Raw genomic sequence first — 21,802 nt, forward strand, 5'->3', positions numbered from 1 at the left:
AATCCGAGACTCGCGCGCGAAATCTCCACCGCCGTCTTCACGAGCCGACCGCTCCTGCCAGGGCTTTCACTTGGCCGGTCATCCACGAAATGTAATCCACGGCGCCCTTGGGAAGGGTCTCTGTGACGCCCACCACGGGTACCCCGGCCTTCGTCGCCGTTCCGACGACCTGGGTTGTCGTCGGGGTGACGGTCTGGTCGTTGTTCAGCACCGCCTTGACCTCCTTCGCCGAGATGAGCCGGTTGACCTCGGCCAGCGCGGCCGCCGGCACGTCGGTCTCGTTCTCGACGGCCGTGGAGAACGCTTCCGGGGTGGCGTCGGTGAGTTTCGCCGTCTGGATCAGGTAATGCGGCACCGGTTCGGTGACGAGCACCTTGGTCCCCGGATGCGCGTCGCCGATCCGCGCCGTGTCGGCGGCGAGTGCTTCGACCTTCGCCTTGAAGGCGTTCGCGTTGGCGGTGAAGGTCTGCGCGGCCTCCGGCCTGAGCGTGCCGAGCTGGCCGACGAGGGAATCGGCGACCTTTTCGACGGCCGTGAAGCTGTACCAGACGTGCTCGTTGTCGTCGGTCGCCCCGGCGTCGCGGGCGATGTCGTAGGCGACGAGCTTGCGCGTGTTGGGCGCCTGTTCGGAGAGCTTGGTGAAGAAGTCGTCGTAGCCGCCACCGTTGCCGAGAGCGAGCTGGGCGCGCGTGAACGCGAGCACGTCGGACGGGGTCGTCTCGTAGGAATGTGGGTCGGCCGACGGGTCGTGGAGGATCGAGGTGACCGCCACCTGGTCACCGCCGACCGCGGAGGCGACGGCGCCCCACACGTCGGTGGACGCGACGACGGCGATCTTTCCCCCCGCCCCCGGTGAATCACCATGAGTGTTAGAACCGCCACATGCCGTGATGCCCAGTGCGACGACGGTCGCGACGGCGACCACGGCGGGCATACGCGGAATCATCTCGGCTACTCCCGAACTGCCAGGTCAGGCCGATCGCGGCCTTATTGGAAACGATTGTCGACTTCACTTTACCCTAACGGGTGACGCGAACGCGAGCTCGGTTACCGCCGCCTGAACGCCATGTGGCGGTGAGGCGGACGACCTTCGTCTTCTGCAATTCGATCTGAACCGTTACGGTTCCCCTATGGGGCGTCCTATGCGCATGAGGCGACAGGCGACACTGGCGTCGCTCGCCGCGGAACTCGGCGTGTCACGAACCACGGTGTCCAATGCCTACAACCGGCCCGACCAGCTGTCCCCGGAACTCCGGCGCCGCGTGCTGGAAACAGCGCGCCGCCTCGGCTACCCCGGTCCCGACCCGGTCGCCCGCTCACTGCGGACGCGTAAGGCCGGTGCGGTCGGTCTCCTCCTCACCGAGAACCTCTCCTACGCCTTCCGCGATCCCGCGGCCATCGGCGTGCTCGAAGGACTCGCGCTGGCCTGCGAGGACGCCGGGGTGGGACTGCACCTGGTCCCCGCGAGCCCCGGCCGGGAGGACGTCGCCGCGGTCCACCGGGCCGGCGTCGACGGTTTCGTCGTGTACTCGGTCCCCGACGACGACCCCCACCTGGCCGCCGTGATGGCCCGGCCGGTGCCGACGGTGATCATCGACCAGCCCCGGATCGAGGGCGTGGACCGCGTCGGCCCGGACGACGCGGCCGCCATCACGCAGCTCGCCGAACACCTGGTGGGTCTCGGGCACCGGAAGGTCGGCGTGTTGTGCATGCGGCTCGGCCGCGATCGCAACGACGGCTTCGTTCCGGTGGAACGCCAGCGCAGCGCGCACTTCCACGTGCAGAAGACCCGGCTGGAGGCGCTCGCGGCCGCCTTCGGGAAGGCCGGCGTCGAATGGTCTGACGTGCCGGTCGTGGAGCGCTTCGAGCACACCGTCGACGACGGGGCTTCCGCCGCCCGGCAGCTCCTGGACGCCTATCCCCAGGTCACCGCGGTGATCTGCACGTCGGACATTCTCGCGCTCGGCGCGCTCGCCGAGGCCGACCGCCGCGGGCTGCGCGTCCCGGGCGAACTGACCGTGACCGGCTTCGACGGGATCGCCGAGGCCGACCGGGCCGGGCTGACCACGGTGCACCAGCCGGTACTGGAAAAGGGCCGGGAGGCGGGGAAACTGCTGCTCGCCTCGGCCGATCACGTGAACGCGCGGGTGATCACGCTCGCCACGGAACTGCGCATCCGCGGCACGTCCGCGCCGCCTCGCACGATGGAGGAGCACTGGTTCGGCCCGTGACCGACGAGTCCGCGTCAAGATCACGTGAGGTCCGTCATTGCGGTTGTGATGGCGGGCGGGTCCAATGAAACACATGACCGCCACGGACGTTCTGCTCAAGCGCTACCACGATGCCGAAGACACCCTTCCGGGCGACCGGTCCTCGCCCCGGCCTTCGCTCCAGATCACCATCCTCACCTGTATGGACGCCCGGATCCGGGTCTTCGAGATCTTCGGGCTCATCCAGGGCGAGGCGCACATCCTGCGGAACGCCGGCGGCGTGGTCACCGACGACATGATCCGTTCACTGGCGCTGAGCCAGCGCAAGCTCGGCACCCAGGAAGTGATGATCGTGCAGCACACCAACTGCGGCCTGTCGCTGGTCACCGAGGACGACTTCAAGGACGAACTGGAGGACGCGACCGGCCTGCGGCCGACCTGGGCGGTCGAGGCGTTCCGGGAGGTTTCGGACAGCGTGCGCCGTTCGATGCAGCGGGTCAGGCGCAGCGATTTCCTGCTGCACAAGGACAACGTGCGCGGTTTCGTCTACGACGTGAAGACCGGGGAACTGACCGAGGTGCTCTGAGTTCTACAGTGTTCGGGTGCCCATCGACGCCGGGATCCTGATCGACTGGTTCGACGAGCGCGCCCGCGATCTGCCGTGGCGACGTGCCGACTGCACCGCGTGGGGCGTGCTGGTCAGCGAAATCATGCTGCAGCAGACGCCGGTGGCGCGCGTCGAACCGATCTGGCACGAGTGGATGAGCCGGTGGCCGGTGCCGTCGGCGCTCGCGGCCGCGAGTCAGGGCGAGGTACTGCGTGCCTGGGGCAAGCTCGGCTACCCGCGCCGGGCGCTGCGCCTGCACGAGGCCGCCACCGCCATCGCGACCGGCCACGACGACATCGTTCCGTCCGATGTGGACACTCTGCTCGCGTTGCCGGGGATCGGTGCCTACACCGCGCGTGCCGTCGCCGCCTTCGCCTACGGCAAACGGGTGCCCGTGGTGGACACCAACGTCCGGCGAGTGGTGGCCCGCGCGGTGCACGGCGCCGGTGACGCGGGCCCCGCCTCGGTCACGCGGGACATGGCCGACGTCGAAGCGCTGCTGCCGGCGGCCGAAGCGCCCGCGGCCCGGTTTTCCGCGGCACTGATGGAACTCGGCGCGCTGGTCTGCACGGCGCGTACGCCACGCTGCGCGGCGTGCCCGGTTTCCGGCTCATGCGCCTGGCAACGCGCGGGCCGCCCGGCCTACGCCGGCCCGGCCAAGGCGGTACAGCGCTACGCCGGCACCGATCGGCAGGTTCGCGGCCTCCTGCTGGACGTGTTGCGCGGCACGGAAGAGCCGGTGAGCAAGCGGCGCCTGGACGTGGTGTGGCCCGACGCCGGCCAGCGGGATCGCTGCCTCGCCTCGCTGCTGACCGACGGACTGGCCGAACAGACCGCCGACGGCCGCTTCGCGCTCCCCGGCGAACACAGCTAGCGGTCCAGGACCTCGGAGAGGAACGCTTCGACGGCACCCCGGTACTCGTCCGGCGCGTCGTCGTGCACCACGTGACCAGCGCCGGCGACGAGGATGTGACGGCCGTCGCGGGCGCGTGCCGCCATCTCCGCCTGCTGGCCCGGGGGCATCGCGGTGTACCCGGCCTCGATCACCAGCAACGGGCACCGCACATTGTCCACAAAGGACCAGTAGTCGCGCCGCCCCCATTCCGCGGCGATCCGGTACAGGTCTTCCAGGTCGGCGATGAGGTGGTACCCGTCCTCCCGCTCGGTGACGCACTCGGCGAAATAGTCCCCCGTGTCACCGAAGAACTCGCGTACGTGCGCGATCGACTGGAAGGGCACCGGCCAGGACTCGAAGTACCCGCGCCAGGCGTCGACGGTCTTGCCCCGCTGATCGGGCGCCATGTCTTCGACGACGACGGCGCGGACCAACTCTGGATGCGTCGCCGCCAGGGCGAAGGCGTGCAGGCCGCCCATCGAATGACCGATCATCACCGCGGGTTCGCCCAGCGACGCCACCAGCCCCGCCGCGTCCGCGACGAACCGTTCGGTCGTCCACGGGCCACCGCGAGGACCACGCCCGTGGCCTCGTGCGTCGAGGCCGATGACGTGCCCGTAACGCGTCAGCCACCGGGCGACCCGCCACCACGTCCGCGCCCGGCCCATCAGACCGTGCAGCAACACGATCGGCGGTCCGGTGCCCCCGAAATCGACCGTCATCGCCTCATTATCGACGACACCACGAACTGCGTCGTTGGTTACCGATCCGACGGCAGCTACGGCGGAAACGGGTCTTTGCAAGCGGTTCGGCTGCGGCCCGTCTCCGCCTACTTTCGGTCGTATCGGTAACTCCCTCGACGAGCGCGCCCCGTGCGGCGATCAGCGCGATGAGTAGGCTGGAACCATGGCAGTCGTGAAGATCAACGCGATCGAGGTGCCCGAAGGCGCCGGTCCGGAGCTGGAGAAGCGGTTCGCCCACCGGTTGCACGCGGTGGACAACCAGCCCGGATTCCTCGGCTTCGAACTGCTGCGCCCGGTCTCCGGCGAAAACCGGTACTTCGTCTACACGAAGTGGGAATCCGAGGAGGCTTTCCAGGCCTGGGCCGAAGGCCCCGCGAAGGAAGCCCACGCCGGGGAGCGCGCCCGTCCGGTGTCCAGCGGAGCGTCGTTGCTGGAGTTCGAGGTCGTTCCCTTGGACAGTGCCGAGTAACGACCCCCTCGACCGGGCGGCCGAGCTGATCGCCGGCGCGGACGCCCTGCTGGTGTGCGCCGGCGCGGGCATGGGCGTGGATTCCGGTTTGCCGGATTTTCGCGGCAACGAAGGATTTTGGCGTGCCTACCCGCCCTACGCCCGCCTCGGCCTGAGTTTCGCCGCACTCGCCGATCCCCAGCACTTCGCCGAAGATCCGGAACTGGCCTGGGGTTTCTACGGCCATCGGCTCCAGCTGTACCGGGAGACCGAGCCGCACGACGGATTCGACATGCTGCGGCAATGGGGCACCCGGAAGCCACTCGCCGTCCTCACGTCCAACGTGGACGGTCAGTTCGCCAAGGCCGGGTTCCCCCTCGTCACCGAGGTACACGGCTCGATTCATCACCTCCAGTGCGTCAAGCCGTGCGAACCGGACATCTGGCCCGTGGACGATCTCCAGGTGAGCATCGACGAGGACATGCGCGCGCGGGTCCCGCTTCCGGAATGCCGGCACTGCGGTGCCCTCGCCCGCCCGAACATCCTGATGTTCGGCGACTTCGACTGGATCTCCCACCGCAGCGACCTCCAGTTGCGCGAGCTGACCGAGTGGCGCCGCGCGCATCCACGCCCGGTCGTGCTGGAACTCGGTGCCGGCACGGCGGTTCCCACCGTTCGCCGCTACGCCGAACTCGCCAGCGCCGCGAACGGCGCCCTGATCAGGATCAATCCGCGCGATCCGGAAATCCGGCACGATCGCGGCATTTCACTGCCCTACGGCGCACTGGAGACCCTCACCGCCCTGCACGCGAGACTCGGGATCCAATAAGCCCACACCAGCGCTCCGCGTGGCTGTCTAGTAGCCCACACCGTCACCCACCACCACCCTCAACGGACACGCTCCGCGTGGCTGTCTAGTAATTGTCGGGCAGCGTGAGCTGGGCGTAGACCGCGCGGTGGTCCGAGCCCGGAAGGCCGAGCACCGCGTACCCGGTCACCGCGACCCTCGAATCGACGACCACGTGGTCGATCGTCACCGGCGGCGGCCACCCGCGCGACGGCCAGGTCGGCACGAAACCCTGACCGAGACGCTCACCCGCGTCGGCGTAGCCGGATTTCAGCAGCCGCCTGAACGTGGCGTGATCCAGGGTCGCGTTGAAGTCCCCGGCCAGGATCCGGATCGTCTTGTCCGGCGCCGGAAGCCCGCCGATCTCCTTCTTCCACGTCGGCACCGATGTGGTCGGCGGAATCGGGTGCACGGCGACCACCTCCACCGCCGCCCCGCCGAGGTCCACCCTGGCGCTCGGCTGGGCGATCAGTGACGGCCCGGCCAAGGACAGGGCGGTCACCGGGTAACGGGACGCGATGCCCGAACCCGCACCGTCGGAATCCGGTTTGAAGACCCGGTAGGGCAACACCTCGGACAGCCCGGCGCGGTCGAACTCCTCGACCGCCCTGGGCGTCAGCTCTTCCAGGTCGAGCACGTCGACGTTGTGCTCACGCACCAGTTCCACGATCGATTTCGCGTCCGCGCGGCCCAGGTAGAGGTTCGCCGCCATGATCCGTACCTGACGCCCCGAAGCCACCGGCGCGGGTACCGGCACCAGTCGCGGTATCAGCACGGCCGCGAGTGCCACGGCGACGGCCACCACGGTCACGCCGATCCACCAGTGGCGCAGCGTCAGGGCGAGGATTCCCAGCAGCAGTCCGGCGCCCGTCCAGTACGGAGTGAGCGCGAGCAGTGCGGCCGTGTACCGGTTGCCGTCGATGCCCGCGAAGCGCATCGCGGCCATTGCCACGAACAGCAAGGCCAGCACACCGAGCGCGATCATGCGCACAGTGTGCCTGCGGGTGCCGTACGTGGCCGAGGCGGGAACCGCCACCGCGCTGGTCTTCACCCGACCACTTGTACCCCTGTTTCCGTAGGGAGGGCGTCTGTGCGCCTCTTGACAGCAGGTTGTCAGCCGACCGGGGCATCTTGTCCTTCGACGCGACCTTGAGGAGGACGAGATGTCGCTGGCAATCCAGGCGGAAGGCCTGGTCAAACGCTATGGGGACACCGTGGCGCTGAACGGGGTGGACCTGGCGGTACCCGCCGGGAAGGTGGTCGGGGTACTCGGGCCGAACGGGGCGGGCAAGACGACGACCGTGCGCATTCTGGCCACCCTGCTCCGGCCGGACGCCGGGCACGCCACCGTGGCCGGGTACGACGTGGTGGCCGAGCCCGTGCGCGTGCGTGGCCTGATCGGGCTCACCGGTCAGTACGCCTCGGTGGACGAAGACCTGTCGGGCACCGAAAACCTGGTACTCATCGGCAAATTGCTCGGTCACTCCGGCAAAGCGGCGAAAACGCGTGCGATCGCCCTGCTGGATCGGTTCGGGCTGGCCGAGGCCGCGGGCCGCGCGGCCAAGACCTATTCCGGCGGGATGCGGCGGCGGCTCGACCTCGCGGCCAGTCTGGTCGGCCGTCCCCAGGTGCTCTACCTCGATGAACCGACGACGGGACTCGACCCGCACGCGCGCCGCGAGGTGTGGAGCGTGGTGCGCGGCCTGGTCGCCGACGGCACCACGGTGCTGCTGACCACGCAGTACCTCGATGAGGCCGACCAGCTCGCCGACAGCGTGACGGTGATCGACCACGGGCGCGTCGTGGCCGAGGGCCGTACCGACGAACTCAAGCGGCGCGTCGGCGGGCAGACCCTCCAGGTGCGGACGGCCTCGCTCGAGGATTTCGCCTCCGTGTCACGGATTCTCGCCACGCTGACCGGTGTCGAGCCGATCGCCGACCCCGAAATCGGTTTGCTCACCGTGCCCGCACCGGATCCGGCCGTGCTCTCGGCCCTGGTCCGGAAACTCGACGAGCACGGCATCACCGCGGACGAACTCGCCCTCCGCCTGCCCAGCCTGGACGAGGTCTTCCTGGCCCTGACCGGAAAACCCAGCGAGGAGGTTCCCGCATGACGACGCCTGGGTCGATCCGCGGCAGCCAAGGTAACCACAGTGACATCGCGGAGGAACGAGCATGACGACCGCTGTTTTGGAGCCGCCGCGCCACATCTCCGCCTCCCTGGCGGTACGGCACGGGCTTGCCCTGGCCGGACGCGGAATTCTCAAGATCCGCAAGAACCCGTCCCAACTGCTCGACGTGACGCTGCAGCCGATCCTGTTCATGATCATGTTCGTCTACCTGTTCGGCGGCGCGATCGCCGGCGGGACCGGCGCCTACCTGCAGCAGCTCACCCCGGGCCTGATGGTGCAGAACATCGTCATGGCCAGCATGGCCGCTGGCGTGGCGCTGAACACCGATGTCTCGAAGGGGGTGTTCGACCGTTTCCGCAGCATGCCGATCGCCCGGTCGGCGCCGCTGGTCGGCGCGGTGCTCGCGGACATCGTGCGTTATCTCGTGGCACTCGGGACCTTGGTGGTCACGGCGATGATCATGGGCTTCCGGGTGCAGACCGGCCCGTTGCCACTGCTCGCCGCGCTGGCGTTGATGGTGCTGACCGGGTTGTGTTTCTGCTGGGCGCCGGTGTTCGTCGGGATGCTCATGCGCAGCCCGGTCGCGGTGCAGGGCACCATGATCGCCTTCATCATGCCGCTGACCTTCGGCAGCAACGTGTTCGTGCCCGCCTCCACCCTGCCGGGATGGCTCCAGGCCTGGGTCCATGTCAATCCCGTCAGCCTGCTCACCGAGGTCACGCGGGGCCTGCTCAACGGCGGTCCGGTACTGGGCCCGTTACTCGGCGGGCTGGCTTGGCTGGCCGGCTTCGTCGTGGTGTTCTTCCCGCTGGCCATGCGGGCCTACCGGCACCGCGTTTCCTAGGGGGCCGGTGAACTCGGCGAGCAGAAGGGATGCGGCGTCGGACCGGGGCAGGGAGGAGCCCCGGCGGTAGGCATCCTGGTAAGCCTGCTCGCCGAGTTCTTTCCGGAGTTCGGTGACCAGGTCGCGAAGTTCCGGGTCTCCGAGGTCGAAGACACCCCGGAGCGACTGGCTCACGCCCAGTGCCCACGCGGACCGTTCCGGTCTGCCTTCCAACCGGAACAGCCGTGCGGCCGACTCGGCCACCTTGGCCCCGTCCGCCAGGTCCCTACGGTCCACAGTGGACCTCAGCGCGACCGGGATCCGCGCCCGGGCCTCGACGACGTCACCTTCGGAGACCGCCAGCGCGGCCGCACCCGTCGCCAGCCATTCGGCGGTGACGCGGTCCGGCAGCCGCCACCCGGAGGACCGGGCCTCCAGCCGGTCGAGGACTCGATGGGCCTCGACTAAGTCACCGGCTCGACGAGCCAGCTCCAGCGACATGAACACCGCCATCCCGGCGAGTTCGGCTCGGCCGCCTTCTTCGGCCCACCGGACGGCCTCGTCGAGGTCTCGCCGCGCTCCGGCGAAGTCGCCGGTGCGCATCCGCTCGCCCGCGAGCAAACAACGGTGCTGGACGAAGGTGTCGGCAGACCCCAGCTCACGTGCCATCTCCAGCCCTTGGGTAATGGCCTCGATAGCCTTCTCATGCTCGTTTCGCAGCGATCTCAGTTCCGCGAGCATCGCCAGTGACATCGAACTGCCCCAACGGTCACCCACCGCGTGAAATCCGCTCAGTGCCGCTTCCCAGGCACGGTCGGCCCGGTCCAGCTCACCGTTGTTCCGGGCGAGCAACCCATCGAACCAGTGCGCGGCGCCCCGTGTCCACGAATCGGGGTGAGCGAACGCTTTGCGCCGTTCCCGGTCGACCAGATCCGGTTCTTCCGCGAAAAGGGCCAGCCCCGGCAGGACGAGCGCCAGCGGCGGGTAATGGTCCATCGCGTCGCTACGGTGACAATCGTCGATCACCTCGCGCGGCGGGAATCTGTCGACGAAGCCCGCAAATCCGCTGAAGAGACACCAGAACGCGCGCAAGGTGGCGCGGCACCAGGCGGGAACGTCACCGTCGAGGGGCAGAACCTGGTCGACGAGCTCGGTGACCTGCTCGTGGAATCCGCGCACCGCCGTCCAGTACCACACCAGCGCCTGCACGAGCCGGAACGCAGTGGCGGCGTCACCGCGTTCGATCGCGCCATGCAACGCCGCGAGCATGTTGTCGTGCTCGGCGTCGAAGGTCGCGATGGCGGTCACCTGATCGCGGGTACGAAGGGCGGGTTCGTTTTCCTCGGCGACGGCCAGGAAAAAGGCACCGAACCGCTCGATCAGCAGTTCCCGCTCGCCCGCCTCGCCGAGCCGTTCCTCCCCGAACACCCGCAGTGTCTCCAGCATCCGGTACCGGTCACCGGAAATGTCCACAAAGGACTTTTCGACCAGCGAGCCGAGCACGTACACCACGTCCTCGGCGGGCAGCGATTCGTCCGCGCAGATCGCCTCGATCGCGGAAAGCGTCGCGCCACCGGGAAAAACGGACAGTCGCCGGGCGAGGATGCGATCCGGTTTCTCGAGCAGGTCCCAGCTCCACTCGACCACGGCACGCAGGGTTCGCTGCCGGGGCAAAGCGGTCCGGCTTCCCGACGTGAGCAGCCGGAAACGGTCGTCGAGGCGGTGAGCGATCTGCGCCACGCTCATCGAGCGCAACCGGGCCGCGGCCAGTTCCAGTGCCAGCGGCATACCGTCGAGACGACGGCAGATCTCGGTCACCGCGTCACCGGTTTTCCCGTCCAGCGTGAAATCCGCCCGCACGGTCGCCGCGCGTTCGGTGAACAGCCGGATCGCCTCGGGCGTGCTCATCGGCCCGACCTGGCACAGCACTTCGCCGGTGATCGCCAGCGGCTCCCGGCTGGTCGCCAGCACACTCAGTGCCGGCACGCGGGTGAGCAGGTCGTGCGCGAGTTGCGCGATCGCCCCGATCAGATGCTCGCAGTTGTCCAGCACCAGCAGCGCCTCGCCGCCCCGGAGCGATTCGGTGATGCGGTCCAGCGCGTGCACGGTTTCCCCGATCGGCGCGGTGACCAGGGGCGGGTCCATCGAACCGAGCGCACCCAGCACGGCGGTGGACACGTCACCGGGGTCCCGGACAGCGGCGAAGCCGACGAACCAGATTCGGCCTCGCTCATGCGCGGGATGCCGTGTCGCGGCCTCGGTCGCCAGGCGGGTCTTGCCCGCGCCACCGGGACCGACGAGGGTGACCAGCCGAGCGGACCCCAACGACTGCTGAATCAGCGCGAGCTCCTGTGAGCGCCCGACAAAGCTCGTCAGCGGTGCCGGAAGGGTCTCCGGACGGGTCACCGGGACTCGGGAAAGTTCCCCGCGCACCACCGCGAGATGCAACTGCTGGAGCTCCGCCGAAGGATCGACGCCGAGTTCCCCGGCGAGATCCGCGCGAACACGCTCGTACACGCCCAGCGCGTCGGACTGGCGGCCCACCGCGCACAACGCCCGCATCCGCAGACCGGCGAGACGCTCGCGCAACGGCTCCGCGGCCCCCGCCGCCTCCAGATCGGCCAGGATTTCGGTGTGGTGGCCGAGCTCCAGTTCCGCCTCGAACCGGTCCTGGATCGCGGCGGCTTTGAGATCCGCCAAGCGCGTCGCGGGCGGCTGGGCGAACGGCGCGTCGAGGACATCGGCCAGCGCCTCACCGCGCCACAGCCCCAGTGCCTCCGTCAGGACCGCGGCCGCCTCGGCGTACCGGCCCGAGGTGAGGTCGCGCCGCCCGCGAGCGGCCAACTCTTCGAACCGGTGCACGTCCACGTCCGGCGGACGGACTTGGAGGGCATACCCGCCGTTGACCGAAACCAGAAGGCCCGCGTCTCCAAGGACCTTCCGGAGCCGGGACACCAGCGACTGCAACGCGTTGATCGCGTCGGCAGGCGGCTCGGTGCCCCAGAGTCCGTTCACCAGCGAATCGACGCCGACCGGACGTCCCGGTTCGAGCGCGAGCCTGGCCAAGAGCATGCGCAGGCGGGCGCCACCGACCTCGATGGTCGCCCCGTCGCCGGAAGTCAGCAGCACCGGCCCGAGCAGTGAAACCCGCACCACACCAGGTTCCCAGACAATCGCCCGCGACAGGGCCACCGGCATGGTGGAGCCACTGACCGGGCTCCGTCGCCAAGGCGCGCGGGGCGTTCCGCGACGGTCTGTTCGCGCTCCTCGACTGTCCTCCGCCGAAGCCCTGACCGGGCTTCGGCAAGGGATCAGGCGCCGGGCTTGAGGTTCTGCTGGAAGTAGTTGATCACCTGCTGGGTGGTCTGCTTGCTGCCCGAGGACAGGTCGAGCGAAATGACCATCGCGCACAGCTTCCGGTCGTCCGCGCCGAAGAGCAAAATGCCGCCCAGGGAACCGACTCCCGCCACGTAATGGCCGGAAAGCCCGTTGCCCGACCAGGTTCCCTCGACGATCTGGCGCTGGTCGCCCATTTCGGTCTCCGCGCCCAGTTTGATGGCGTCATAGGAGATGCCCTGGTAATAGATGACCGTCTTGCCCGCCGTCGGGCCGCCACTGCCTTGCAGGAAGCACGTGGCGACCACGGTCGCGCCGACGTTCTGCGCGCCCATTCCGGCCAGGCCGCTCTGGCAGCTGCCACGGTCGGGCACCGTCCCGGCCAACTGCCGCAGACACGGCGTGAAACCCTGCTTGTCCTTTTCCCCGGCCTGATCGCAGCTCGCCGGGTCGCCTCCCGCCGCCTGCTGGATCGTCCCGCCGGACACGGCCGGGCCCTGGCCACCGGAGCCGCGGTTGACCAGCACCAGCGTCGTCACCAGAGCCGCGACCAAAACCAGCACGCCCGCACCGATCGACAACGGCAGCCGCAGACTCTTGCGCGCCGGAGCGGGCGCCGCGCGGAACGCGGGCGGCGGCTGCCACGACGGTCCCGGCTGACCAGGCTGACCGGGGCGACCGAGTTGAGGGGGTTGGCCGGGCTGGCCTGGGGGCCTGAGCATCGGTGACATCGCCGGGACCGTACGGGCCTCCAGCGCCGGTGGTGTGGCCGGCGCCTGCGCCGGAGCCGGACCGGGGTCCTCGTGCAGCCCGAACGCCACCGCCGTCTCCGGCTGGTCCTGCGTGGTCGGCATGACCCCGAGTTTTTCCGCGAGCAGGCTCGCGACCAGCGGCATCCGGCTCGGCCCGCCCACCAGGTAGACACCGGTGAGCCGCTGCGGGGTGAGCCCGGCATCACGAATCGTCGCGGCCAGCAGTTCCGCGCTGCGCAACAGGTTCGGCCGCACCAGCGCCTCGAGTTCGGCGCGGGTGACCAGCACGTCCTCGAACGGCTCGGGCATCGGCACCTCGGTATGCGCGTGCCGGGAAAGCGTTTCCTTCGCGTCGCGCACATCCTGCATCAGGGCACGCCGGATCCTGCGGTCGGCGACGCTCTCGGGACGCAGAACCCGTTGCCACTGCGCGGGATCGAGATGGGAAACCTGGCGCCCCACGTGCACCAGCAGTGCCTGGTCGATGTCGAGGCTGCCCAGGTCGGGCAGGCCGTTGTCGGCGAGAACGGTGAACCCGTGCGCGGTGACGCCCACCACCGCGCAGTCGAAGGTGCCCGCGCCGAGGTCGTACACCGCGAGGGTGCTTCCCGGGGGCAACGGCTTCGAACTCTGCGCGGCATAGTGGGCGGCCGCCGCCACGGGCTCGGGCAACAGCGTCGGCGCCGGACCGAAGCCGGCCTTGATCGCGGCCTGCCGAAGCGTGGCCTGCCGGTTGGCGCCCCACCGGGCGGGATGGGAAATCCGTACCTGGTCCAGCCGCTGACCGGAAAGCTGGCGCACGGCCTCTTCACCGACCCGGCGAAGGACCGCGGCGAGCGCGTCGGTCACCTGCACCACGTCGGTGCCGAGCAGCAAGGTGGCTTCGTCGATACGCCGCTTGGGGTTCGGCTCGAACCTTGCCGGGTCCAATCGTGCCTGGCGCTCGGCGTCCTGTCCGACCACCAGCACGCCGTCCGAGCCCGCGAACACGGCCGAGGACATGGTGACCGAACCGTCGATCTCGATCGCGCGCGGTCCGCGCCCGAACGCGGACAGCACCGCGACCGTGCTCGACGTGCCGAAATCAATCGCCAGGACGTTCATCGGCCTCCCCTCAGTCCGCCCAGACTCTCATATCGGAGCAGTCCCATTACGACATACCGACGATATTTCCGGCGTCCGAGCGCGGAGATGACGACAGCCCCCAGGAACGGTGTCCCTGGGGGCTGCCGGAGAGGCGGTTACTCAGTCGCCTTCGGACTCGCGGGGGTCGTTCGCCGCGCCGATGCTGACCGGCGGGGCGTCCGGGACCTCGAGCGGCTTCGGCTCACCACGGAAGGTGAAGTGCGCCTTGTCGTCCTTGTCCTCGGGCAGACCGCTCCAGCCCTCGACGTCGACGATGATGATCTGGCCGGGCTGGACCTCGCCGAAGAGGATCTTCTCGGAGAGCTGGTCCTCGATCTCGCGCTGAATGGTGCGGCGCAGCGGCCGGGCACCCAGCACGGGGTCGAAGCCACGCTTGGCCAGCAGAGCCTTCGCCTTGTCGGTCAGCTCGATGGCCATGTCCTTGGCCTTGAGCTGGGTCTCCACCCGACCCACCATCAGGTCCACCATCTCGATGATCTGTTCCTGGGTGAGCTGGTGGAAGACGATGATGTCGTCGATCCGGTTGAGGAACTCCGGCCGGAAGTGCTTCTTCATCTCCTCGTTGACCTTCTGCTTCATCTTGTCGTACCGCGACGCGTCGTCGGTACCCGAAGAGAAGCCGAGGCTCACGGACTTGGAGATGTCCTGGGTGCCCAGGTTCGAGGTGAAGATCAGCACGGTGTTCTTGAAGTCGACCGTACGGCCCTGGCCGTCGGTGAGCCTGCCGTCCTCCAGGACCTGCAACAGGGTGTTGTAGATCTCCTGGTGGGCCTTCTCGATTTCGTCGAAGAGGACCACCGAGAACGGCTTGCGCCGCACCTTCTCGGTGAGCTGGCCGCCCTCCTCGTAGCCGACGTAGCCCGGAGGGGCACCGAACAGCCGCGAGGCGGTGTAGCGGTCGTGGAACTCACCCATGTCGATCTGGATGAGCGCGTCGTCCTCACCGAACAGGAAGTTGGCCAGCGCCTTGGACAGCTCCGTCTTCCCGACGCCCGAGGGGCCGGCGAAAATGAACGAACCCGAGGGCCGCTTGGGGTCCTTCAACCCCGCGCGGGTACGGCGGATGGCCTGCGAGACCGCCTTGACGGCGTCCTCCTGACCGATGATCCGCTTGTGCAGCTCGTCCTCCATGCGGAGCAGACGCGTGGTCTCCTCCTCGGTGAGCTTGAACACCGGGATACCGGTCCAGTTGGCCAGGACCTCGGCGATCTGCTCGTCGTCGACCTCGGCGACGACGTCGAGGTCGCCGTCCTTCCACTGCTTCTCCCGCTCGGACTTCTGTCCCAGCAGGGTCTTCTCCTCGTCCCGCAGGCGGGCGGCGCGCTCGAAGTCCTGCGCGTCGATCGCGGACTCCTTGTCGCGACGGACCGAGGCGATGCGCTCGTCGAACTCGCGCAGGTCCGGCGGGGCCGTCATGCGACGGATCCGCATCCGGGCGCCCGCTTCGTCGATCAGGTCGATCGCCTTGTCCGGCAGGAACCGGTCGTTGATGTAGCGGTCGGCCAGGGTGGCCGCGGCCACCAGCGCGGAGTCGGTGATCGACACCCGGTGGTGCGCCTCGTACCGGTCCCGCAGACCCTTGAGGATCTCGATGGTGTGCTCCAGCGACGGCTCGCCCACCTGGATGGGCTGGAACCGGCGCTCCAGCGCGGCGTCCTTCTCGATGTACTTGCGGTACTCCTCGAGCGTGGTCGCGCCGATCGTCTGCAGTTCGCCGCGCGCCAGCATCGGCTTGAGGATCGACGCGGCGTCGATCGCGCCCTCGGCCGCGCCCGCACCGACCAGCGTGTGCAGCTCGTCGATGAACAGGATGATGTCGCCGCGGGTCTTGATCTCCTTGAGCACCTTCTTCAGGCGCTCTTCGAAGTCACCGCGGTACCGCGAGCCGGCGACCAGAGAGCCGAGGTCGAGCGTGTAGAGCTGCTTGTCCTTCAGCGTCTCCGGGACCTCGCCCTTGACGATGTTCTGCGCGAGACCCTCGACCACGGCGGTCTTGCCGACGCCGGGCTCACCGATCAGTACCGGGTTGTTCTTGGTCCGGCGCGAAAGCACCTGCATGACCCGCTCGATCTCCTTGCCGCGCCCGATCACCGGGTCGAGCTTGCCCTCACGGGCGGAGACGGTCAGGTTGCGGCCGAACTGGTCGAGCACCAGCGATGAGGACGGCGTGCCCTCACCGCGGCCCGCACCGGCCTCGGCGGGCTCCTTGCCCTGGTAGCCGGAGAGCAGCTGCAGCACCTGCTGGCGCACCCGGTTGAGGTCCGCGCCGAGCTTGACGAGCACCTGCGCGGCCACGCCCTCGCCCTCGCGGATCAGGCCGAGCAGGATGTGCTCCGTGCCGATGTAGTTGTGGCCGAGCTGCAACGCTTCGCGCAGCGACAGCTCAAGCACCTTCTTGGCGCGCGGGGTGAACGGGATGTGCCCGCTCGGCGCCTGCTGGCCCTGGCCGATGATCTCTTCGACCTGCTGGCGGACGCCCTCCAGCGCGATCCCCAACGACTCCAGCGCCTTGGCGGCGACACCCTCACCCTCGTGGATCAAACCCAAGAGGATGTGCTCGGTGCCGATGTAGTTGTGGTTGAGCATCCTGGCCTCTTCTTGAGCCAGGACGACCACCCGCCTCGCGCGGTCGGTGAACCTCTCGAACATTCCCACTCCCTCGACTGCTGCGCCGGCGGTGAGCCTCCGCCGCACCCGGCGGATTCAGCACCGTAGGTCCACTGTAGTAGCCATCCGGCCGTGCCGGACTACCACAGGGGCGGATCGCGTCACAGAAGCCGACTCCGCCGACTCGTGTCGGTCTGACGTATTCCCTGGTAGCTGACCCTCAGTGCAACGTAGCGCCGCCGTGGCGGATTCCGTCGCCGTGCCGTTGTCCGCTGAGCGCGAACAGCTCTCGGCCACCCCGCTGGCACCGTGACAAATACCCGGTAAGGTAAGGCAGACCTAACCAAGGACCTGCGCCGTCCGGAGTCACGGGAGGACCACGATCTACACCGCCCGCCACACGCGGACCCTGGACGGCCTGCGAGATTCCGTCACCCGGGTGGCGCCACTCCAGAGCCGGTGCGAGTTCCGGTCTGATTCGCCCGGCTCATGGCATCGCTGCGACGACTTCCTCGCCGATCCGTCGCACTTCACGGTCTGGCGCGAGCTGCTCGCGGAATGGCTACGCGCTCGCTTCGGCTCCGCGCCACCCCGGACGACGGCCGGCTACGTGATGTCCTGGTACCTGCAGGTGCCTGCGTACGCGGGAGCACTGTTACTCCACCACGAACGCCGGGTGGCCTCCCTCCGGCCCGCCGAACTGGCTTTCCGGCTCTCCGGCGACCGGCCCCATCCGGACGGGATAGCGGTGCTGGGAACGGCTTTCCATTGTCTGCCGGCCGATCCGGGTTCGGCACGCGCCGAAGCCACCGTCGTCGCCGGTGAACGGGCCCTCGCGGCCGTGTTCCGGGCGCGGTACCTCGCGCACGCGGCCCGGTTCGTCCGGGTCTACGGACCCCTCAGCGGCCTGGCACCGCGAATGTTGTGGGCTGCCGCGACCGACGCGCTCGACAACGCGTTGTGGTGGGCCGGACGTCAGGGTGGCGACGAGGGAGCGGGAGTCGCCGACGCGGCGCTGGTCCTCGATGCTCGCTACGCACCGCTGACATCGGCCTCGACGCTGCGTCCCGGCTCCGGCCGCGAGTGGCACAGACGCCGTGAAAGCTGTTGCTTCTCCTACCTCCTGCCGGGAGAGGTGGAATGCGCCGAATGTCCCCGGGTCTGCCCGCGGTGACGTTCACCACATCGGGTCACGCCCACCGGGACGGCTCCGGGTGCGGTGCCGGGACTTTCTTCCGCGACGCGCGTTCCGATGGCTGAAATCTTCGGCGGAGGACCGTCCGATACCGAACGAATCGCGCCGACGGCGCGCGGCGACGAAAAATAGCTCGCTTCGGCTACCCGTGGCGCTTCACGGCTCTTCACGGCGAGGGGAAATCTTGCCCGAATGGGCGACCCGGCGTGTAGGGGATCAACGACGCCGCGCCATGGCAGGCAAGCGGGGAGCCGATCGATTACGACATGCCCGCCGCGAGGTCCGCGATATAGCGGCCGGACTCGCTTCACGCGCGATTTCAGAGCCACGATTGACACACGCCCGGACGGGTATGCCGGCTAGAACTCAGTTCAAGAATGCCGCCGTCATCACAAGGGCCGCCGGAGTGATCCGGCGGCCCTGGCGACGCGGTTTTGACCGAACGTCAGTTCTTCTTGTGGTAGGCCTCCACGACCTCCGACGGGATACGTCCGCGATCGGAAACCTGGAAACCGTTCTTGCGCGCCCAGGCACGGATGGCCTGGTTCTGCTCACGGTCCACGGAAGCGGGACGGGCCACCGCGGCCTTGGCCGAGGGACGGCCCGCGGCGCGCTTACGGCCACCGGCGCGACGCGCGTGCTCGACATACTGCGCAAGCGCGTCACGCAACTCTTCGGCATTTTCGCTGGAGAGGTCGATCTGGTAGCTGATGCCGTCCAAACCGAACTCGACGGTCTCGTCCGCCTCGGAACCGTCGAGGTCGTCGACGAGGGACACCAGGACCTTCTGTGCCATCGGGGTTTTCCTCCTGTTTAAGCCAGTCAGAATGCGGTAGGGGCGACGCCCCTGGGGTCAGAAGCCATTGACTACGACATTAATACCCGGAAACGCGCTCCAATGCAAATCCTACTTATTGCGGACGCACGAGCGGGAAGAGGATCGTCTCGCGGATACCCAGCCCGGTGAGCGCCATGAGCAACCGATCGATCCCCATTCCCACGCCACCGGAAGGAGGCATTCCGTACTCCAGCGCCCGGAGGAAATCTTCATCCAGTCGCATGGCTTCGCTATCTCCGGCCGCCGCCAATCGAGCCTGTTCGGTGAGTCTTTCCCGCTCGAGGACCGGGTCGACCAGCTCGGAGTAACCGGTGGCCAGCTCGAATCCGCGAACGTAGAGGTCCCACTTCTCGGCGACGCCGGGCTCACTGCGGTGCTGCCGGGTCAATGGCGAGGTCTCGATCGGGAAATCGCGTACGAATGTCGGCTCGGACAGCTGGTCGCCGACGAGGTGTTCCCACAGTTCTTCAACGAGCTTGCCGTGTCCCGGTTTCGGGTCCACCTCCAGACCACGCGCCTGAGCGAACCCCCGCAACTTCTCCACCGGAGTCTCCGGGGTCACCTCCTCGCCGAGAGCGTCGGACAAGGAGCCGTACATGGTCAGAGACTTCCATTCACCCGATAGGTCATAGGGCGTTCCGTCCGCGAGTGTGACTTCCGTGCTGCCGAACACCGCCCGCGCGGCCTCCTGGATCAGCTCCCGGGTCAGCACGGCCACCGTGTCATATGTCCCGTACGCCTCGTAGAACTCCAGCATGGCGAATTCCGGCGAATGCGTGGAGTCACTGCCCTCGTTGCGGAAGTTGCGGTTGATCTCGAAGACCTTCTCGATGCCGCCGACCACACACCGCTTGAGGTAGAGCTCCGGTGCGATACGGAGATAAAGGTCCATGTCGAAGGCATTGGAGTGGGTCACGAACGGCCGGGCCGCGGCGCCGCCGTGCAGCGTCTGCAACATCGGGGTTTCCACCTCGAGGAAACCGCGGCGGTGAAACGAGTCACGCAGGGCGCGCAACACGGTGGCCCTTGTCCGCACCACGTCCCGGGCCCGGGGACGCAGGATCAGATCCACATAGCGCTGACGGACGCGGGTTTCCTCGGCGAGTTCCTTGTGCGCGACGGGCAGTGGCCAGAGCGCCTTGGCCGCCATGGCCCAGCTGTCGGCCATCACGGAAAGCTCGCCACGCCGGGAGGTGATCACCTCGCCGTGCACGAATACGTGATCACCGAGATCGACCTGTGATTTCCAGTCGGCCAGCGAGTCCTCTCCGACCCCGGCCAGACTGATCATCGCCTGCAACTCGGTGCCGTCGCCTTCGCGCAGGGTGGCGAAACAGAGTTTGCCGGTGTTGCGCAGGAACATGACACGCCCGGTGACACCGACGAGGGCACCGGTGGCCGTGTCCGGCGGCAGATCGGAATGGGCCGCCCTGATCTCGGCGAGGGTATGCGTGCGCGGCACCTCGACCGGATACGCCTGACCGCCCTCGGCGATTATCCGGTCGCGCTTGGCCCGCCGGACCCGCGACTGTTCCGGCAGGTCCTCTTCGGGTACGGGGCGATCGGAAGTGGGGGAATCGGCCATGGGCCTAGGGTACGAACCCGCCGATTCGCTGGGCCAACCGGATTACCTTTGGCTTCGCGTCCCGGTTGGTTCCGGAGGAGAAATAGGATCGACAGCGTGATCGAACCCACGTCCGACAGTGAACTGTGGTCGCGCCGGTCCCGGTCTTTCGGTGCCGGCGCCGCCGACTACGCCGAGCACCGGCCCGATTACCCGATCGAGGCGATTCGCTGGGGACTGCCTTCGGGCGCCACCGACGTGGTCGACCTCGCCGCCGGCACCGGAAAGCTCACCGGGAACCTGCTGGAGATGGACCTGCGGGTGACCGCGATCGAACCCGATCCCGGAATGCTGGCCGAACTGCGGCGCCGCCACCCCGGAGTGAGCGCGCTCGACGGCGTCGCCGAGCACATCCCGCTCCCGGATGGCCAGGCCGACGCCGTGCTGATCGGCCAGGCATTCCACTGGTTCGATCTGGACCGCGCCCTCACCGAGATCGCCCGGGTGCTGAAGCCGGGCGGCAGGCTCGTGGCGCTGTGGAACGAGGACGACCGCTCGGTGCCGTGGGTGGCCGCGTTTTCCGACGGCAGGCGCAGCAGCGTGAGCAGGGTGGGAATGTCGTCGGCCCCGGACAACTTCGAACACGAGGAGTTCGGGCCCTTCGAAGAGCGGACCTTCCGGCACGGGCAGCGGCGGACCGCGGACAGCTTGCTGGCCACCATCGCCACCCACTCGCACCTGATCGTCATCCCGGAGGACGAGCGTGTCGCCATCCTCGCGCGTCTCGGTGAATTCCTCGCCGCCAACCCGGAAACCGCCCAGGGCGAGTTCATCTATCCCCTGATCACCACCGCGCTGCGCGCCACGCGCCGGTGAACCTCACCCCTGCCGGGGGTGCTGGCGTTCGAAAGCCAGGCGCAGGCCGAGCAGGGTGAGGTCGGGGACGTGCTCGGTGATCGTCTCCGACTCCCCGATCACCAGTGGCGCGAGACCGCCGGTCGCCAGCACGGTGACTGCTCCGCCATCGGCCGACAGTTCGGCGACCATCCGCCGCACCAGGCCGTCCACCTGCCCGGCGAAGCCGTAGAGGATGCCGGCCTGGAGACATTCCACGGTGTTCTTGCCGATCACCGAACGCGGCCGGACCAGTTCCACCTTGCGCAACGCGGCGGCACGGGCCGCGAGCGCGTCCACCGAGATCTCGATTCCCGGTGCGAAGGCGCCGCCGAGGAACTCCCCGCGCGCCGAGACCGCGTCCACATTGGTGGAAGTGCCGAAGTCGACCACCACACACGCGGTGCGGTGCAGATGGTGCGCGGCGAGCGTGTTCACCAGCCGGTCGCCGCCGACCTCCTTGGGGTTGTCCACCAGCAGGGGGACGCCGGTGCGCAGGCCAGGCTCCACCACGACCTTCGGCACGCGCGGGTAGTACCGGTTCAGCATCACGCGCAATTCCCGCAGCAACGCGGGCACGGTGGACAGCGCGCTGATCCCGGTCACCGCACCGGCCAGCTCCCCGAGGAGGCCACGCATGGTCAGCGCGAGTTCGTCGGCGGTCATCTGCGCGTCGGTGCGCATCCGCCAGTCCCCGGCCAGTTCGCTGCCGGAGTACATGCCGAGCACGATGTTCGTGTTCCCGACGTCGATGGTGAGCAGCAA

Annotated in this window: 18 protein-coding genes; 9 read left to right on the forward strand and 9 right to left on the reverse strand. The window is 68.5% G+C overall.

Translation table 11 applies throughout. The features are described 5' to 3' along the window. Window positions 1-37 precede the first annotated feature (37 nt). Complete coding sequence (locus ACFSXZ_RS14445; protein WP_378265354.1) at window positions 38-946, reverse strand: metal ABC transporter solute-binding protein, Zn/Mn family; 909 nt, start codon at window positions 944-946, stop codon at window positions 38-40. A gap of 184 nt (window positions 947-1,130) precedes the next feature. On the opposite strand from ACFSXZ_RS14445, the gene ACFSXZ_RS14450 reads away from it, so the two are divergent. The 3 genes from ACFSXZ_RS14450 to ACFSXZ_RS14460 all read left to right on the forward strand — a co-directional run bounded on the left by ACFSXZ_RS14450 (window position 1,131) and on the right by ACFSXZ_RS14460 (window position 3,691). Continuing rightward, the gene (locus tag ACFSXZ_RS14450; RefSeq protein WP_378265356.1) at window positions 1,131-2,231 is read left to right on the forward strand and encodes a LacI family DNA-binding transcriptional regulator; all 1,101 of its coding nucleotides are present in this window, start codon (window positions 1,131-1,133) and stop codon (window positions 2,229-2,231) included. 73 nt (window positions 2,232-2,304) lie between these two features. Further along, complete coding sequence (locus tag ACFSXZ_RS14455) at window positions 2,305-2,796, forward strand: beta-class carbonic anhydrase (protein ID WP_378265358.1); 492 nt, start codon at window positions 2,305-2,307, stop codon at window positions 2,794-2,796. 16 nt (window positions 2,797-2,812) lie between these two features. Further along, window positions 2,813-3,691 carry an A/G-specific adenine glycosylase gene (locus ACFSXZ_RS14460; RefSeq protein WP_378265360.1) on the forward strand — a complete coding sequence of 293 codons (879 nt, stop codon included), beginning with the start codon at window positions 2,813-2,815 and terminating at the stop codon, window positions 3,689-3,691. Here the strand turns inward: ACFSXZ_RS14460 and ACFSXZ_RS14465 are convergent. Beyond that, the gene (locus ACFSXZ_RS14465; RefSeq protein WP_378265362.1) at window positions 3,688-4,434 is read right to left on the reverse strand and encodes an alpha/beta fold hydrolase; all 747 of its coding nucleotides are present in this window, start codon (window positions 4,432-4,434) and stop codon (window positions 3,688-3,690) included. The genes ACFSXZ_RS14460 and ACFSXZ_RS14465 overlap by 4 nt on opposite strands. Before the next feature lie 184 nt (window positions 4,435-4,618). On the opposite strand from ACFSXZ_RS14465, the gene mhuD reads away from it, so the two are divergent. Together mhuD and ACFSXZ_RS14475 are read left to right on the forward strand one after the other, a co-directional pair. Continuing rightward, window positions 4,619-4,924, forward strand: a complete 306-nt coding sequence (mhuD, locus tag ACFSXZ_RS14470) for a mycobilin-forming heme oxygenase MhuD (protein WP_378265364.1) — start codon at window positions 4,619-4,621, stop codon at window positions 4,922-4,924. Then, on the forward strand, window positions 4,914-5,732 hold the full coding sequence (locus ACFSXZ_RS14475; RefSeq protein WP_378265366.1) for an SIR2 family NAD-dependent protein deacylase: 819 nt from the start codon (window positions 4,914-4,916) through the stop codon (window positions 5,730-5,732). Before mhuD ends, ACFSXZ_RS14475 begins: the two co-directional genes overlap by 11 nt. An 85-nt stretch (window positions 5,733-5,817) precedes the next feature. On the opposite strand, the gene ACFSXZ_RS14480 is transcribed toward ACFSXZ_RS14475, so the two are convergent. After that, entirely contained in the window at window positions 5,818-6,801 is a 984-nt protein-coding gene (locus ACFSXZ_RS14480; RefSeq protein ID WP_378265368.1) for an endonuclease/exonuclease/phosphatase family protein, read from the reverse strand. Between the two features lie 112 nt (window positions 6,802-6,913). On the opposite strand from ACFSXZ_RS14480, the gene ACFSXZ_RS14485 reads away from it, so the two are divergent. Then, entirely contained in the window at window positions 6,914-7,864 is a 951-nt protein-coding gene (locus tag ACFSXZ_RS14485) for an ATP-binding cassette domain-containing protein (protein WP_378265370.1), read from the forward strand. Window positions 7,865-7,925: 61 nt separating this feature from the next. Next, complete coding sequence (locus ACFSXZ_RS14490; RefSeq protein ID WP_378265372.1) at window positions 7,926-8,726, forward strand: ABC transporter permease; 801 nt, start codon at window positions 7,926-7,928, stop codon at window positions 8,724-8,726. Here ACFSXZ_RS14490 and ACFSXZ_RS14495 read toward each other — a convergent pair. From ACFSXZ_RS14495 to ACFSXZ_RS14505, 3 genes are all read right to left on the reverse strand, one after another. Further along, complete coding sequence (locus ACFSXZ_RS14495) at window positions 8,640-11,858, reverse strand: BTAD domain-containing putative transcriptional regulator (protein ID WP_378265374.1); 3,219 nt, start codon at window positions 11,856-11,858, stop codon at window positions 8,640-8,642. The two genes, ACFSXZ_RS14490 and ACFSXZ_RS14495, sit on opposite strands and share 87 nt — an antisense overlap. Before the next feature lie 158 nt (window positions 11,859-12,016). Then, window positions 12,017-13,897 (reverse strand): Hsp70 family protein, encoded by a 1,881-nt coding sequence (locus ACFSXZ_RS14500; RefSeq protein ID WP_378265376.1) that lies wholly within the window; start codon window positions 13,895-13,897, stop codon window positions 12,017-12,019. Window positions 13,898-14,038: 141 nt separating this feature from the next. Continuing rightward, the gene (locus tag ACFSXZ_RS14505; protein WP_378265377.1) at window positions 14,039-16,588 is read right to left on the reverse strand and encodes an ATP-dependent Clp protease ATP-binding subunit; all 2,550 of its coding nucleotides are present in this window, start codon (window positions 16,586-16,588) and stop codon (window positions 14,039-14,041) included. A gap of 397 nt (window positions 16,589-16,985) precedes the next feature. Here ACFSXZ_RS14505 and ACFSXZ_RS14510 point away from each other — a divergent pair, with 397 nt between their 5' ends. Next, on the forward strand, window positions 16,986-17,720 hold the full coding sequence (locus tag ACFSXZ_RS14510) for a (2Fe-2S)-binding protein (RefSeq protein ID WP_378265378.1): 735 nt from the start codon (window positions 16,986-16,988) through the stop codon (window positions 17,718-17,720). A gap of 466 nt (window positions 17,721-18,186) precedes the next feature. Here the strand turns inward: ACFSXZ_RS14510 and ACFSXZ_RS14515 are convergent, their stop codons facing one another. Then, on the reverse strand, window positions 18,187-18,537 hold the full coding sequence (locus ACFSXZ_RS14515; RefSeq protein ID WP_378265380.1) for a histone-like nucleoid-structuring protein Lsr2: 351 nt from the start codon (window positions 18,535-18,537) through the stop codon (window positions 18,187-18,189). A gap of 115 nt (window positions 18,538-18,652) precedes the next feature. Beyond that, window positions 18,653-20,164, reverse strand: a complete 1,512-nt coding sequence (lysS, locus tag ACFSXZ_RS14520; RefSeq protein ID WP_378265382.1) for a lysine--tRNA ligase — start codon at window positions 20,162-20,164, stop codon at window positions 18,653-18,655. Between the two features lie 96 nt (window positions 20,165-20,260). Here lysS and ACFSXZ_RS14525 point away from each other — a divergent pair, with 96 nt between their 5' ends. Next, the gene (locus tag ACFSXZ_RS14525; RefSeq protein ID WP_378265384.1) at window positions 20,261-21,019 is read left to right on the forward strand and encodes a class I SAM-dependent methyltransferase; all 759 of its coding nucleotides are present in this window, start codon (window positions 20,261-20,263) and stop codon (window positions 21,017-21,019) included. Between the two features lie 3 nt (window positions 21,020-21,022). On the opposite strand, the gene ACFSXZ_RS14530 is transcribed toward ACFSXZ_RS14525, so the two are convergent. Further along, the gene (locus ACFSXZ_RS14530) at window positions 21,023-21,802 is read right to left on the reverse strand and encodes a type III pantothenate kinase (RefSeq protein ID WP_378265386.1); all 780 of its coding nucleotides are present in this window, start codon (window positions 21,800-21,802) and stop codon (window positions 21,023-21,025) included.

The sequence above is a fragment of the Amycolatopsis pigmentata genome, from assembly GCF_042684065.1.
Taxonomy (GTDB): Bacteria; Actinomycetota; Actinomycetes; order Mycobacteriales; family Pseudonocardiaceae; genus Amycolatopsis_E; species Amycolatopsis_E pigmentata.